General features: G+C 71.3%; 7 protein-coding genes. 3 read left to right on the top strand and 4 right to left on the bottom strand.

The window, feature by feature from the left end; all coding sequences use genetic code 11:
- Positions 1-19: 19 nt before the first annotated feature.
- The 4 genes from G4D77_RS17125 to G4D77_RS17110 all read right to left on the bottom strand — a co-directional run bounded on the left by G4D77_RS17125 (position 20) and on the right by G4D77_RS17110 (position 7,187).
- Positions 20-1,174 carry an NAD(P)/FAD-dependent oxidoreductase gene (locus tag G4D77_RS17125; protein WP_279993345.1) on the bottom strand — a complete coding sequence of 385 codons (1,155 nt, stop codon included), beginning with the start codon at positions 1,172-1,174 and terminating at the stop codon, positions 20-22.
- Between the two features lie 152 nt (positions 1,175-1,326).
- Positions 1,327-2,760 carry an efflux transporter outer membrane subunit gene (locus tag G4D77_RS17120; RefSeq protein WP_154833056.1) on the bottom strand — a complete coding sequence of 478 codons (1,434 nt, stop codon included), beginning with the start codon at positions 2,758-2,760 and terminating at the stop codon, positions 1,327-1,329.
- Positions 2,753-5,959, bottom strand: coding sequence for an efflux RND transporter permease subunit (locus tag G4D77_RS17115; protein WP_213757697.1), 3,207 nt, complete (start codon positions 5,957-5,959; stop codon positions 2,753-2,755). Before G4D77_RS17115 ends, G4D77_RS17120 begins: the two co-directional genes overlap by 8 nt.
- A 13-nt stretch (positions 5,960-5,972) precedes the next feature.
- The gene (locus G4D77_RS17110) at positions 5,973-7,187 is read right to left on the bottom strand and encodes an efflux RND transporter periplasmic adaptor subunit (RefSeq protein WP_016447393.1); all 1,215 of its coding nucleotides are present in this window, start codon (positions 7,185-7,187) and stop codon (positions 5,973-5,975) included.
- A gap of 407 nt (positions 7,188-7,594) precedes the next feature.
- Between G4D77_RS17110 and G4D77_RS17105 the strand changes: the two genes are divergently transcribed.
- The 3 genes from G4D77_RS17105 to G4D77_RS17095 all read left to right on the top strand — a co-directional run bounded on the left by G4D77_RS17105 (position 7,595) and on the right by G4D77_RS17095 (position 14,844).
- Positions 7,595-10,765, top strand: a complete 3,171-nt coding sequence (locus G4D77_RS17105) for a hypothetical protein (protein WP_213757696.1) — start codon at positions 7,595-7,597, stop codon at positions 10,763-10,765.
- A gap of 31 nt (positions 10,766-10,796) precedes the next feature.
- Positions 10,797-12,527: an SWIM zinc finger family protein gene (locus tag G4D77_RS17100; protein ID WP_154833052.1), complete on the top strand. Its 1,731-nt coding sequence runs from the start codon at positions 10,797-10,799 to the stop codon at positions 12,525-12,527.
- Between the two features lie 307 nt (positions 12,528-12,834).
- A complete protein-coding gene (locus G4D77_RS17095; protein ID WP_154833050.1) occupies positions 12,835-14,844 on the top strand; it encodes a reverse transcriptase family protein in 2,010 nt (669 codons plus the stop codon).

Genomic DNA, 14,844 nt, shown 5'->3' with positions numbered 1-14,844 from the left:
AAGCGAAAAGGCAGGCGTCTCAGGCCGCGAAGCGCTCCGGACTCAGCCGCAGGGCATCGACGCCCTGGGCCAGCAGCTCGGCGGGCAGCGGCTCGCGCATCAGCAGCGCGGCCGCGGCGGCCGAGGCGCCGGCGGCCGTCTGTATGCCGTAGCCGCCCTGCCCTGCCAGCCAGAAGAATCCTTCACGGCGCGCGTCCCAGCCGATCACGAAGTCGTCGTCGGGCGCAAAGCTGCGCAGCCCGGCCCAGACATGGCGCGGCCGGCGTATGCGCAGGCGGGTCAGTGTCTCGATGCGGTCTATGCCCATGGCCACGTCCAGTTCCTCGGCCACCACGTCATGCGGCGGCACGGGATCGGCATTGGCGGGCGAGCCCAGCAGCTGGCCGGCATCGGGCTTGAAGTAGAAGCTCTCGTCCACGCCGATCACGGCAGGCCAGCCGTGGATGTCCTCGCCCTCCGGTGCGGCAAAGGTGAAGGCCGAGCGGCGGCGCGGCTCGATGCCCAGCGGCTGCGCGCCGCACAGCCGGGCCACGGCATCGGCCCAGGCGCCTGCGGCATTGACCACGGCGCGGGCACGGACCTGCGACCCGTCCTGCAGCACCAGGGTCCACAGGCCCTGGCCATCACCATCCACCTCGCGCTCGGCGCCGGACAGTTCGGCGCCGCAGCGCAGCCGCGCACCGGCACGCGCCATGCCGCGCAGAAAGCCCTGGTGCAGTTCGGCCACGTCGATGTCCATGGCGTCCAGGTCATGCACGGCACCCACCAGCTGACTCTCGTCCAGGCAGGGCACCAGGGTGCAGGCCTGGCGCGCGTCGATGCGCTCGGCGCGCAGCCCGTCGCGGCGGTACATGGCCAGGGCATCGTCCAGCTGGGGCTCCTGGCCGGCCGTGCCTATGTAGAGCACGCTGCGCGGCTGCAGCAGCGCGTGCTCGCAAAAACCTTCGGGCGGCGCGCTGTAGAAGGCGCGGCTGGCGCGTGTCAGCGCGCGTATCTGCGCGGTGCCGTAGCTTTCCATGAACATGGCGGCCGAGCGGCCCGTGGCGTGGTATCCGGGCTGCGGCTCGCGCTCGAGCACCAGCACCGAGGCGCCCGCACCGGCCAGCCGCCAGGCCACAGAGGCGCCGGCCATGCCGGCACCGATCACGGCGAAATCCAGAACCTGGCTTTCCATCATCCATCGCTCCATTTTTTTCCAATGAGAAAATTATCCGATAAGAAAAAAATGAGGCAAGCCCCTGGTCCTCGTGGTTTTCACCGGGTGCGCCGGACAAGAAAAAAAGGGACGGCGCCTAGCCGTCCCTTTTTGCAACGCACGCCTTGTGCTCAGGCTGGCGGCAGCTTCCCGTCCCAGCCACCGGCCAGGGCCTGGTACAGCGCCACGGCGGCGCGCAGGCCGCGCGCACGGCTGTCGGCGGCGGCGTCCTGGGCCGCGTAGAGGTCGCGCTGCGCATCCAGCACTTCGTACAGGCCCACGCTGCCCAGGTGGTAGCGGCGCAGCGCCAGCTGTTCTGCGCGCTGGCGCTGCTCGGCGGCCTGGGCCAGGTGGGCATCCTCGGTGCGCGTGCGCTGCAGGCGCACCAGGGCGTTCTCGGCGTCCTCCAGCGCCAGCAGCACGGTCTGCTGGTACTGGGCCAGCGCGGCCTGGGCGCCGGCCTCGCTGGCCGCGATGCGCGCCCGCACGCGGCCCACGTCGAGGAAGGACCAGTCCACGCCCAGGAACACGCTGCTGGTGGCGCTACCGCCCTCGAACAGCGCGCCGCCGTGCAGCGCCGTGCTGCCCAGCAGCCCGCCCAGCGACAGGCGCGGGAACAGGTCGGCCGTGGCCACGCCGATGCGCGCCGTGGCCGCATGCAGCCGTGCCTCGGCCACGGCCACGTCCGGACGGCGGCGCAGCAGGCCGGCCGGCGTGCCGGGGTCGATGGCCGGCGGCAGCTGCGGCAGGGCGGCAGGCACATCCAGCGCGGCGATCAGCGCCTCGGGCACCTGGCCCGTGAGCACGGCCAGCCGGTGCTGGGCCATGGCGATCTGCGCCTGCAGTGCCGGGATGCGCGAGCGCGTGGCCTCCAACTGGGCCTGGGCGCGCGCCAGGTCGAACTCGGTGCCGCTGCCGTGTGTGAGGCGCAGCTGCACCAGGCGCAGCGTGTCCTGCTGGTTGGCCGCGTTGGCCCGGGCCAGGGCCAGGCGCTGCTGCCAGCCGCGCAGGTCGGCATAGCTGCCCGCAACCTGGGCCGCGATGGCCACCTGCAGCGCCGCGAGATCGGCCGCGTCGGCGCGCAGGTCGGCACGCCGCGCCTCGATGTTGCGCCGCACGCGGCCGAACACGTCGATCTCCCAGCTGGCCGACAGCCCGGCCGTGTAGCTGCGCTGGCTGCGCGGCCCGTAGAAGGCCTCGCTCTCGCTGCGCTTTTGCTGCGTGGCCTGGCCCGACATCGTGACCGTGGGGAACTGGTCGAAGCGGCTTTCGCTCAGCAGCGCCTGGGCGCCGTCCAGCCGTGCCAGCGCCACCTGCAGGTCCTGGTTGCCGCCCAGCGCCTGCTCCACCAGCCGCGTCAGCTGCGGGTCCTGGAACTGGCGCCAGAAGGCGGCATCGGGCTCGGCCTGCGGGGTGGCCGGTGCAGGCTCGGCCCGCGCGAACTGTGCTCCGGCCTGCGGCGCCGCAGGCGCCTTGAAGTCGGGGCCGACCGCGCAGCCGGCCACAAGCCCGGCAGACGCCAGCGCCAGCGCGTGTCGGCTCAGGGATTTGCGGATTTCAGACATGGTGGGGCTCCAGGGGTGCGGCTTTGTCGGAGGGTGGGGAGGCAGGCGCGGCATGTGCAGGCGCATGCCCCGTCAGCGCCCGGCCCGAGAGCCGGCGCAGCGTGACGTAGAACACCGGCGTGAGGAACAGGCCGAACAGGGTCACGCCCAGCATTCCGGAGAACACCGTCACCCCCGTGGCCGCGCGCACCTCGCTGCCCGCGCCGCCGCCGATGAGCAGGGGCACGGCACCGGCGATGAAGGCGATCGAGGTCATGACGATGGGCCGCAGCCGCAGGCGGCAGGCCTGCAGCGCGGCATCGACGATGCCCACGCCGCGCAGCTCCAGCTCGCGCGCGAACTCCACGATCAGGATGGCGTTCTTGCAGGCCAGCCCCATCAGCACCACCAGCCCCACCTGCACGAAGACGTTGTTGTCGCCGCCGGCCAGCCAGACGCCGAACAGCGCCGCGCAGATGCACACGGGCACGATGAGGATGACGGCCAGCGGCAGCGTCCAGCTCTCGTAGAGCGCGGCCAGCACCAGGAAGACCAGCATCACGGCGATGGCGAAGACCACGGCCGCCGCGTTGCTCTGCTCCACCTGCTGGTAGCTGAGGTCGGTCCAGGCCAGCTCGATGCCGCGCGGCAGCGTGCGCTGCGCGATCTCCTGGAGCTTGGTCAGCACCTCGCCCGAGGACAGCACGCGCGGGTCGGAGTCGCCGATCAGGTCGGCCGCCGGGAAGCCGTTGTAGCGCAGCACCGGGTCGGGCCCGAAGCTGGGCACCACGGTGACCATGGAGCCTATGGGCACCATCTCGCCGCGCGCATTGCGCGTGCGCAGCCGCGCGATGTCCTCCACGGCCTGGCGGTGGTCGGCATCGGCCTGCAGCATCACGCGCCAGACGCGGCCGAAGGCGTTGAAGTCGTTGACGTAGACCGAGCCCAGGTAGGCCTGCAGCGTCTGGAACAGGTCGGTCAGCGCCACGCCCTGCGCCTTGGCTTTGGTGCGGTCCACCTTGACTTCGAGCTGCGGGATGTTGGACTGGTAGCTGCTGACCGGATAGGTCATGCCCGGCGTTTTGGCGATCTCGGCCTGGAAGGCCTGCAGCGCCTGCTGCAGCGCCGCGTAGCCCAGGCCCGCGCGATCCTGCAGGAACAGCGAGTAGCCCGAGCCGTTGCCCAGGCCCTGGATGGGCGGCGGCATCAGCGCGTAGGCGAAGCCGCCCTCGATCTGCGCGAACTTGGCGCCCAGCTCGGCATTGATCTCCTCGGCGCTGCGCGTGCGCTCGCCGAAGGGCTTGAGCATGATGTAGGAGCTGGTCAGGTTGGGCGTGGTCGTGGTCTGCAGCGCATTGAAGCCTGCGAAGGCAGCGACTTTGTCCACGCCCTCCACGCTGTGGGCCAGCTCCACGATCTGGCGCGTCACCTCGGCGGTGCGGCCCAGCGAGGCGCCCTCGGGCAGCTTGGCGCCGCCGAACAGGTACAGCTTGTCCTGCAGCGGGATGAAGCCGCCCGGCACGGCCTGGAACAGCACGGCCGTGCCCGCCAGCAGCGCCGCGTAGACCGCAAACACCAGGCCGCGGCGGCGCAGCGACTGCCCCACGGAGTTCTGGTAGCCGTGCGCGCTGCGGTCGAAGAAGCGGTTGAAGGGCCGGAAGAACCAGCCCAGGCTGCGGTCCAGCCCGCGCGACAGCAGATCGCGCGGCGCGCCGCGCGGCTGCAGCAGCTTGGCCGCCAGTGCAGGCGACAGCGTCAGCGAGTTGATGGCCGAGATCACCGTGGAGATGGCGATCGTCACGGCGAACTGCTTGTAGAACTGGCCCGTCACGCCGCTGAGGAAGGCCATGGGCACGAAGACCGCGCACAGCACCAGGGCGATGGCGATGATGGGGCCCGAGACCTCCTTCATCGCCAGGTGCGCCGCCTCCAGGGGCGTGTGGCCCTCCTCGATGTAGCGCTCCACGTTCTCCACCACGACGATGGCATCGTCCACCACGATGCCGATGGCCAGCACCAGGCCGAACAGGGTCAGCGTGTTGATGGAGTAGCCCAGCAGGTACAGCCCCGCGAAGGTTCCGACGATGGACACGGGCACGGCCAGCAGCGGAATGATGGAAGCACGCCAGGTCTGCAGGAAGACGATGACCACCAGCACCACGAGGATCACCGCCTCGATCAGCGTGCTCTGCACCGCCTTGATGGAGTCGCGCACGAAGACCGTGGGGTCCCAGACGGTCTCGAAGTTCACGCCTTCGGGCAGATCCCTGGACAGGCGCTCCATGGTGGCGTAGACCTCCCGCGCCACGCCCAGCGCATTGGCGCCCGGCGACAGGAAGATGCCCACGGCCGCCATCTGCCGCGTGTCGCTGAGCGAGCGCATGCTGTAGTCGCTGGCGCCCAGTTCGATGCGCGCCACGTCGGACAGGCGCACGACCTGGCCGTCGGCACCTCCCTTGAGCACGATGGAGCCGAACTCCTCGGCCGTCTTCAGGCGGCCGCGCACATTGATGGACAGCAGCTTGTCCGAGCCCTTGGGGCTGGGCTCGGCGCCCAGCTGGCCGGCCGATACCTGCACGTTCTGCTCGCGGATGGCGGCGATCACCTCGGCGGCGGTGAGCTGGCGTGCGGCCACCTTGCTGGGATCCAGCCAGACGCGCATCGCATAGTCGCCTGCGCCGTACAGCGCCACCTCGCCGATGCCGGGGATGCGCGCCAGCTCGTCCTTGATCTTGAGCGTGGCATGGTTGCGCAGGTACAGCGCATCATGGTTGCCGTCGCTGGAGGTCAGGCCCGCATACATCAGCGGCGTGGACGAGCGCTTTTGCGTGGTCACGCCGTACTGGCGCACTTCCTCGGGAAGGCGGCTCTGCGCCTGGCTCACGCGGTTTTGCACGCGCACGGCTGCCGTGTCGGGGTCCACGTCGGCGCGGAAGGTGGCCACCACCTGCAGGCTGCCGTCCGAGGCCGCGACCGACTTCAGGTAGATCAGGCCTTCGACGCCATTGATCGCCTCCTCCAGCGGCACGGCCACCGACTCGGCGATCTCCTTGGGATTGGCGCCCGGATAGGTGGCGCGCACCACCACGCTGGGCGGCACGACCTCGGGATACTCGCCCACGGGCAGCTGCGGAATCGCAACCAGGCCCACGGCGAACAGGATGATGGAGAGCACGACCGCGAAGATCGGGCGGTCTATGAAGAATTTGGAGAAATCCATGGTGCGTCCCGGTTCACTGCGCGGCCACGGCCGACGCCTGGGCCACCGCCGCCTGCCCATCGCCGGGCGCAGGCTTGGGGCTGACCGGCATGCCGGGGTAGTAGATGCGCTGCAGGCCGCCGACCACGAGGCGGTCGCCCGCCGCCAGGCCCTTTTGCACCACGCGCCGGCCATCGACCATGCGGCCCAGCTCCAGGTCGCGGCGCTCGGCCTTGTTGCCCTCGCCCACCACATACACGTACTTGCGGTCCTGGTCGGTGAGCACGGCCTTGTCGTCGATCAGCAGCGCCTGCTGCCCGCCGCCGCCCTGCTCGGACTGCCCTGACTGCAACTGCACGCGCGCGAACAGGCCCGGCGTCAGCAGGCGGTCGGGATTGGGCATGCGGGCGCGCATGCGCACCGTGCCCGTGCCGGCGTTGAGCTGGTTGTCGGTGAAATCCAGCGTGCCCTTGTGCGGGAAGCCCTCATCGCTGGCCAGGCCCATGCGCACGGGCCGGCCCTTGCCGCCGTTGGCGGCGTTGGCGGCCTGCTGGTGGCGCAGGAAGCTGTGCTCGTCCGCATCGAAATACACATACACCGGGTCCTGCGAGACCACGGTGGTCAGCACGCTCTGGTCGGCCTGGGCCAGGTTGCCCACGGTGAGCAGGGCGCGGCCCGCGCGGCCGGAGACCGGCGCGCGCACCTCGGTGAAGTCCAGGTTGAGCCGCGCGGCCGCCAGCGCGGCCTCGGCGGCACGCACCTGGGCGGCGCTCTGGGCCATGGCGCCGGCACGCGTGTCGGCTTCCTCGCGCGAGACGGCATGCTCGGCCACCAGCTGGCGGGCACGCTGGTCCTGGGTGCGCGCCAGGGCGGCGCCGGCACGTGTGCGCTCCAGCTCGGCCTCGGCGCTGGCCAGGGCCGCGCGGTAGGGCCGCTGGTCGATCACGAACAGCAGCTGGCCCTTCCTGACCTCCTGCCCCTCGCTGAAGGCAATGCGCTCGATATAGCCCGACACGCGCGGGCGCAGCTGCACGGAGTCCACGGCATCGATGCGGCCGTTGAACTCGTCCCAGACACGCACGCTGGCCGGCACGACCTCGCTCACCAGCACCTCGGGCGCAGGCGGCGGGCCGTCGCTGGCATGGGCATCGCCCACGGCCTGCGGGCGGCAGCCGGCAAGCAGGGCCAGCGCCGCCAGGGCGCCTCCGAACAGGGCACGCCGCAACGGCGGCGGGGGAAGAACTGGCATGGATCGACTCTCCTTGAGGGGGATGGGCAAGGCCCTGCTGCCGGGGACGGTGCAGGGCCGGAAAAAGGGGGCTGTACCGCAGGCTCTGAAGGCCTTGCCGGCGGCTGCTCACAATGGGTTGCATTCTTCAAGTTCAAGTGAACTTGAAGTCAAGATCCAGCCACAAAGACACCACGAAAATTGAGGACGGTTTGCCAGGGGAATCAATGGCCGGATCGGACAAGCGCAGCGGCCATCGGCACTGCGGCGGGCACGCGGCGGGCGGCGCCCGCAGGGCATCGAGGCACTACACTGCGATGCCATCTGACCCTGCGTTGGCCAGCGGGAAACGACGGCAGCGAACACTTTGCGGCCCTGGTTGTTCCCGCCAGCCAACCCCATATGGAAAAGCACTGGATGCCTGCCGCATGAACCTGCTTGCTCAAGCCGTACTGTCCCGCCCGCAGGGACGCAATGAACGAATCAGCACCGTGACGTTGGTGGCCCTGGACCCGCAGGGGCGCGACGCGGCGGCGCGCCATGTCGTGACCTTGCAGGTCACGCAATGGAAGGCCGGCGTCGTCGCGCAGGTCGATGACAGCACGCTGACCCCGTTGCCGCTGGCACTGGAGCCTGCACGCCAGCGCGCACTGGCCTATCTGCGCCAGCGCCTGGCGGCCGGCGATGTGCTGCAGTCCCAGCAAGGTTTTGCCGAGCTGGATGGCGTGCAAGCCTTGCCCTTGACTGTCCACGCCCAGGAACCGGCGCCGCAGCCGCCACAGCTGCCGGAGTCGCCCGTGCAGGCCGCCGCCATACCGGCCCTGTGCCGGCGCCTGGACGGCAATGCCTGGCGGCTGATGCCCGCAGGCCAGCAGGCGCGCCTGGTGTGGCGCCTGGCGGAATATGCGGATGCCGCGCGCGGCGGCGGCGCCCAGCGCCTGCTGCATGCGCAGGTGCCGCGCCTGGTGGCCCTGCTGGGCACGGGCGACGACCTGCTCGACTACTGCCTGGCCTATCTGGTGGGCCGCCTGGGCGATGGCGGCGCGGCGGTGGCCCTGCAGGCGCTCTCGCAACGCGGCGCCAGCGAGGCCACGCGCGACCTGGCGCACCAGGCCTGGCTGGCGCTGCTCGCGCCGCAGGAGCGCCAGGCGGCGCTGCAGGAGCACCGGGATCAGTGGGATCAGTGGGAGCAGTGGGTACAAGGGGAGCAAGGGGCACAGGGGGAACAAGAGACACGCACCGCCCCGCCGGAGGACGGCTCGCAGGCGCAGCAGGCCGTGTTCAACGCCCTCACGCCCCAGGCGCTGCTGGCGGCCGATACGCTGGGAGCGCACGATGGCGCCGTCCACCGGCAGCTGCTGGCCTGGATGGAGCGCATCCCTTTCACACGCCCCTGGTGGCCTGCCATACGGCGCATCCACAAGCGTGCCGAGTGGCGGCGCGACCACGCCCTGCTGGCCGTGCTGCATGCCCGCTTCGATGGCCCGCGCGACGAGGGTGCCGTCTTCAGCCGCGACACCTCCCTGTACCTGCGCCTGCGCGGCTGGCGCCAGCTGCGGCGCATGGTCTCGGCCGGGCACAGCGAAGGCGCCGCGCAGGCCACGGCCCTGCTCCAGGCCATGGACCGCCGCTGCGCGGGCCAGGCTTCCTCGCGCTCCGGCCGCCTGCCCGAATCGCGCTGGCTGCTCGCCGCCCGGCTGCTGCTGCCGCGCTGGCCGCAGCTGCATGCCTCGGCACGCGCCCATGGCTGGTACACCGACGAGCCGCTGGACCTGCAGCAGCTGCCCGCGCAGCGCGTGGAAGGGCTGTCGCCCCTGTGGGATGCCCACCCCGAGCGGCTGCTGCAGCTGGTGGGCCGCTCGCAGTCCACGCTGCTGCTGTGGTCGCTCACGCGCGCTCTGCAGGACCAGAAGGCCTTTCTGGACAGCCTGGATGCGGCGGCCGCCGCGCCGCTGCTGCACCAAACCTATGCGCCCGCCGCCGCCTTGGGCCTGGAGATTGCCCAGCAGCGCATGGTCGCTCTCACCGACGATGCGGCGCGCCGCCCCTGGCTGCTGGCGCTTGCGCAATGCGGCGAGGGGCCGGCCGCCCGCTACCTGGGCGCCTGGCTGTCGCGCGACCGCGCAGCCGCCGCGCGCGATGCCGAGCTGGTGGCGGCCCTGCTGCTGTCGCCCGCCGCCAGCTCGCGCACGCAGGCACTGGCCCTGCTGCTCTATGCCGATGGCGCCGCCGTGGCCCTGGCCCTGCTGGCGGCGCTGCCCACGCTGGATGCGGACGGCGCTGCGCTGGCCGACATCCGCGATGCGGTGCAGGCCCTCTTCGCGGACAAGGCACCGCTGGTCGCGCACGCGCCCGGCGTTCCGGCCCCGCCGCTGCACCACCTGCTGGCGCATTCGGTGACGGCACTGGTGGAGATGGCGACCGCCTGGCTGCTGGTCCACCCGCAAGGCCTGCGCACCCTGCCTGCGGCGGCGCTGCGCGGGCTGCTGGAATCCGAGGAACCTGCGCGCATGGCCTGCGGCATACGGCTCATGGGCAGCCTGGCCGACGATCTGCTGTGCGAGCAGGCCGACATGCTGGCCGGGTTTGCGGTATCGCCCCATGCCGCCTTGCGCGCAGCGGCCGCGCCCCTGGTCGAGCGCCTGGCCGGCACCCCTCTGTACAACGCGCGCTGCAACGCCCAGATCGCCGAACGCCTGCACGAGGTGCTGTTCCGTGCGGAAAAGGCCGAAGGCGTCCACGACGCGGCGCTGCGCCTGCTCACCGGCCCGCTGGCCGCCGTGGCCCCGGCCCGCGATGCCTCGGGCATCTGGCGCGCCCTGCAGGCCCAGGCCACGGGTGCGCAACGCTACGGCGCCTGGGGCCTGAAGGCGCTGGACATCCAGGCCTACACCCTGCGCCAGTGGTCCACGCTGGCGCGGCATGCCGATGCCGATGTGCGCGCCCTGAGCCGCCAGAGCATCGACACGCGCCTCACGCCCATGGAACAGACCCGGCCCGAGCAGGCGGAACAGCTGCTGCCGCTGGCCGACGCCCTGTTCGCCGACACCCAGCAGTACGCACGCGAGATGTTCGGCCAGCGGCTGCCGGCCAATGCGCTCACGCCCGAGCTGCTGATCGGCTGGGTGGACCATCCCCAGTCCTGGGTACAGGCCCTGGGCCGCCAGCGGCTCGAGCAGCACATGAGCGCGCCCGAGGCCAGCCTCTACCTCGCGCGCCTGGCCCAGCACCCGGCCCCCGGCGTGCAGCTGTTCGTCACGCAATGGCTGCTGGCCCTGCCCGACGAGCCCGCGCCCCAGCGCGCCACGCGCCTGCAGGAGCTGCAGCCCTACTTCCTGACTGTGCTCAGCCAGGTGCACCGCGCGCGCGCCAGCAAGACGCGCGTGCTGCATTTCCTGCGCGGCCAGGTCGATGCGCCCGAGACTGCGGCCGTGGTCGCGGCCATCTTCGCGCGGCAGGTGGTCAGCGCCAGCCAGGCCGACCAGCCCGACTATGTGGCCGGGCTGCGCGACATCGTGCAGCGCCATCCCCATCTGGCGCAAAGCTTCATGCAGCCCCTGGCGGCGGAGCGGCGCGGCCAGGCCCCGTCTTCCACCTGAGCGCCTGTTCACAGCACGGAGTCGAACGGACATGGAATTTCGCTATCAGTACTACGGCAGCACGCAGGTCAGCGACACGGCCACGCAACAGGCGTTTTCCTTCGCGCCCGACCTGCTGCGGCCTCCCACGCGCTTCGACGGCCTGCTCCGGCGCGACGGCCCGGCCTTCCTGCAGGTGCGCGAAGGCCTCAGCGCGCTGCACAGCGTGGTGGTCAGCGACATGCGCACGCGCGGCCGCGACAAGACGGCCTACCGCGAATGGCTGCAGGAGCATGAGTCCCAGCTGCTGGCCGGCTTCATGGCCGACACCGGCGGCGCCCAGGCGCGCGCCAAGGAAATCAGCGCCGAACTCAAGGACCTGCGCGAGACCCGCAACCAGGTGCTCGCGCCCTTCTACAAGGCGCAGCGCAAATACTTCGACTGGCTGTACCAGGCCAACCGCGATGCCTGGTACGTGCTCGACCCCGTGATCACCGTGCACCCGGACCGGCTGCTGTTCGAGGCCTTCAGCCAGGACGAGTCCAGCTACTGCGCGGTCAGCATCCGGCACGAGGCCTTCGAGCATGCGGGCGAGCGCATCTGCGGCACCACCAACATCGACTACTCGGCCAGCCTCTACGAAGAGTTCCAGAAGATCCGCAGCTACCGGGACACGCGGCTGACGCTGGACCCGGCCGGCTTTGCCGTGCAGGTGGGCGCCGATCCGGCACTGCGCGAGGAAAAGATCGACCTGCCCGACAGCTGGCTGCGCGGCTTCGTGCAGGTCTCCAGCGCCATGGCCATGCCCGCCACCGTGGTGGAACTGCACCCCATGGACCTGTTCAACATCTGCGCGCGGCTGCGTGCCCGGCGCGAGCGCCATGGCCCGCGCGCGCTGCGCTTCGAGCTGACGCCGGGGCAGCCGCCCGCCGTGGTGTTCGAGCCCTGGGAGGAACGCCTGGCCACCCGGCGCTCGCACGTCGTCAGCGATGCCTTGGGCACGGGCGGCGGCACCATCCGCCTGTGGGGGCGCCGGCGCCTGCTCACGCTGGAACGGCTGATCCCGCAGGCCACGCGCGTGCGCGTGCACCTGCTGGGCAGCGGCATGCCCAGCTTCTGGGTGGTGGAGCTGGGCCAGGTCACGGTCACGCTGGGCCTGTCGGGCTGGAGCGCCAACGACTGGGCCGCCAGCGCGCGCTTTCACCTGATGGCGCCGCAGGCCGAGGTCACGCCCGCCCAGGTCGAGGCCGTGGGCCGGCAACTGCAGTCGTGCTGGCAGGCCGGCGCGCAGGAACTGGCCCAGGCCACGGGCCTGGTTCCGGCCCAGGTGCACACGGCCATGACACGCTGGATGCAGGCCGGGCGCGCGGTCTACGACCTGGACGCCGGGCGCTACGCCTGGCGCGAGCTGCTGCGCGAGCCGCTGACGGCGCAGCAATTGCAGCCCGCCAACCCCGAGGAGGACAAGGCGCTGGCCCTGGTGCGCGGCAAGGCCATTGCCCCGCCGCGCATCGACCGCAAGGACGGCTTCAGCCGCATCACCGGCCAGATACCGCGCGCCGACGGCAAGCGCCTGTTCGACACCCAGCTCGAACTCAACGCGGACGAGCGCCTGACCGATGCGCGCTGCAGCTGCAACCACTACCAGCAGCACCGGCTGCGCCAGGGGCCCTGCGAGCACATGATTGCGCTGCGCCTGGTGGCGCAGGCCCAGCTCGATGCCGCACGCCAGCCGGCAGGCCCGCAGCAGGCGGCCGCAGCAGGACAAGGAGAAATCGCGTGAACCGCCTCAATTGCTCTACACTGCCACGCGGAGCGACGCGCAGGCTCTTGCAACCCGGGTGGTGTTTCGCCACCCTTGTGAACTGCCGTTTCATGCACCACGGGCGCCGTTTTCACTGTGCCACCCCAGCGACGGTATGCGTTTTCCTGAGTGGCTTGCCACAAGCGAAACACGCATACCGTCGCGGGGTGGCGTCGAGCGAACAGCTCCCGTCCCGTGAGCCCTGCGGGCTCTTCGACGAGAAGCGCGTCGCTCCACCTTCTTGCCCGCCTCGCACCGGCCGGGCCCGCCTTGCAGGGGTTGCCGCATGAGCCAGCCGCAACCCACGCGCGCCGAGATCTACGAGCGCATCAAGGCCTCCAGCAAACAGGAAGTCATCCTCGAGGAAATGCAGCGCCTGGGCTTCTGGCCCAAGGGCGAGGGACAGCCGCAGCTGGCCGCCGCCCACATCCAGCGCGAAGGCGAGCTGCAGCGCGAGCTGGCCGAGCTGCGCCAGCAGATCGCCGTGCGCCAGAACCCCGAGCGCGCACTGCGCCAGATGCGCAAGGAGCGCATGCAAAAGGCGCTGGCCCAGCGCGAGGAAACCAAACGCCGCCAGGCCCAGGAACGCCATGACAAGGCGCTGGCCTGGCATGCCAGGCGGTCCACGCACGTGGGCTATCTGGGCCCCGGCGTCTCCGCGGCCCTGCAGGATGCCGCCCGGGATGGCACGGAGCGCCGGCAGGCCGATCCGCAGCGGCTCGCCCGGCACGGCCTGCCGCAGCTGGCCGATGCCGCCCAGCTGGCGCAGGCCATGGGCATCACGGTGGCCGAGCTGCGCTTCCTGGGCTTTCACCGCGAGGTGGCCCGCACCCACCACTACCACTCGTTCACCCTGCCCAAGAAGACCGGCGGCGAGCGGCTGATCTCCGCGCCCATGCCGCGCCTCAAGCGCGCGCAGTACTGGGTGCTGGACAACATCCTCGCCAAGGTGCCCGCGCACGATGCCGCGCACGGCTTCCTGGCCGGCCGCTCCATCGTGAGCAATGCCGCGCCGCATGCGGGCCACGACGTGGTCATCAACCTGGACGTGAAGGACTTCTTTCCCAGCATTGCCTTCGGCCGCATCAAGGGCGTGTTCCGGCATCTGGGCTATGGCGAGGCCATGGCCACCCTCCTGGCCCTGCTGTGCAGCGAAAACCGCGCCCAGGCCTGGCAGGTGGATGGCGAGAAGCTCTTCGTTGGCGGCAAGGCGCGCGAGCGCGTGCTGCCCCAGGGCGCGCCCACCAGCCCCATGCTCACCAACCTGCTGTGCCGCCGCCTGGACCGCCGCCTGCTGGGCCTGGCCAGGCAGCTGGGCTTTGTGTACACGCGCTATGCGGACGACCTGACCTTCTCGGCCTCGGGCGAGGCCGCGCGCGACAACGTGGGGCGGCTGCTGGGCCGCGTGCGCTGGATACTGCGCGACGAAGGCTTCACGCCCCACCCCGACAAGGAGCGCGTGATGCGCAAGGGCCGCCGCCAGGAGGTCACGGGGCTGGTGGTGAACGCGGACAAGCCCGGCGTATCGCGCCAGACGCGCAGGCGCCTGCGCGCCGCCCTGCACCGCGCCACGCAGGCCGGGACAGGCCTGCCAGGCCAATCTGTCCAGCCTGCCCAGGCGCCCCACTGGCAAGGCCAGCCGGCCCATGCCTCGCAGTTGCTGGGAATGGCGCAGTTCGTCCACCAGGTCGATCCCGTGCAGGGCGGGCCGCTGCTGGCACAGGCCCGGCAGCTCACGCGCAGCCCTGTGGACCGGGCGAACGACGCCCTGCTCGAGGCCAGCCGGCAGGACCGCGCCGCCGCGCGCGCCAAGCCCGCCGCAAACGCCACGTTCCGGCGCCTGGCAGCCGGCGGGCAGGCACCTGCGCTGGCCAGCGGCAAGCCATGGTGGCAGCCGGCCGCACCCGCAGCGCCCGTGCTGGAGAAGACCGACCAGCAGCGGCGCGAGCAGCGCCAGGAGGAACGGCAGGTCGCCCGGCAGGCGGCTGGCCCTGCCCCCGGCGCCGCAAGCACCCTGCCCGCGGCATCGACCTCTCCATCGCCATCGCCATCACCGGCCGCACCGGACCCGAATCCGCCCGCATCGAAAAGGCCGCCGATGGCCGGCCTGCTCACCTACTGGGCGCAGATCGTGATCTGCTTCCTGCTGGGCACCGTGTTCCAGGCCCGGCTGATCACGCTGATCGGCATCGTCCTGGTCGTCATCCTCAGGTACCGGCGCATCCAGCGCTGGGATGTCTTCGGGGCGGCGATGGTGGTGGCCGTGCTGGTCGGCCTGGGATTGCGGCTTTCGTAG

The sequence above is a fragment of the Delftia sp. WY8 genome, from assembly GCF_018437695.1.
Lineage (GTDB): Bacteria > Pseudomonadota > Gammaproteobacteria > Burkholderiales > Burkholderiaceae_C > Comamonas > Comamonas tsuruhatensis.
This window is presented reverse-complemented; position numbering and strand designations above follow the sequence as displayed.